General features: G+C 76.4%; 1 protein-coding gene. It reads right to left on the minus strand.

Going from position 1 to position 628, the window contains the following annotated elements:
• Window positions 1-628, minus strand: a 628-nt coding sequence (locus FV222_RS28535) for a DUF1800 family protein (RefSeq protein ID WP_147816477.1), incomplete at both ends; no start/stop codon positions are given.

Genomic DNA, 628 nt, shown 5'->3' on the forward strand with positions numbered 1-628 from the left:
CCCTCGCGGTAGGCGGTGGCGAGGCGCGCCACCGCGCCGTCCGGCGGGTCGTCGGCGATGAAGTGGGTCGCGAGCTTGCGGGCGAGGTGGTGGGCGGTCGCCGGGTGGCGCGCGAGCGCGTCCAGCACCGCGTCGCCCTGCTCCAGCCCGCCCGGTTCGTAGGTCCGGCCGAGGATCGTCGCCGGGCCCGGCTCATGCCGGTTGGGACTGAACAGGAAGCGCCCGGCATCCGGCCGGTCGGCCCGCGGCGGCACCCAGCCGCGCCCGGTGAGGACCGCGGCCAGCGCCGTGACGTCGGCCTGGCCGTAGCCGCCGTCGACGCCCAGCGTGTGCAATTCCAGGGTCTCGCGGGCGAGGTTCTCGTTGAGGCCGAGGCCGCGGCGCGCGCCGGCCACCGAGCCCGGGCCGACGGAGCGCTGGTTGTCGAGGTAGATCAGCATCGCCGGGTGGCGCTGCACGGCGCGCAGCATGTCGGCGAAGCGCCCGAGCACGTGCGGGCGGATCGCCTCGCGCTCGAAGGCGCCGGCGAGCACGCGGACCGGCCCCTTGTCGGCCGAGACCGCGAAGTGGTTGGCGAAGAACAGCGCCAGCCGCTCGACGAAGCCGGCCTCCGTCGCCACGCCGTGCG

Origin of the sequence: Methylobacterium sp. WL103 (assembly GCF_008039885.1) — a bacterium.
GTDB classification, from domain to species: Bacteria; Pseudomonadota; Alphaproteobacteria; order Rhizobiales; family Beijerinckiaceae; genus Methylobacterium; species Methylobacterium cerastii.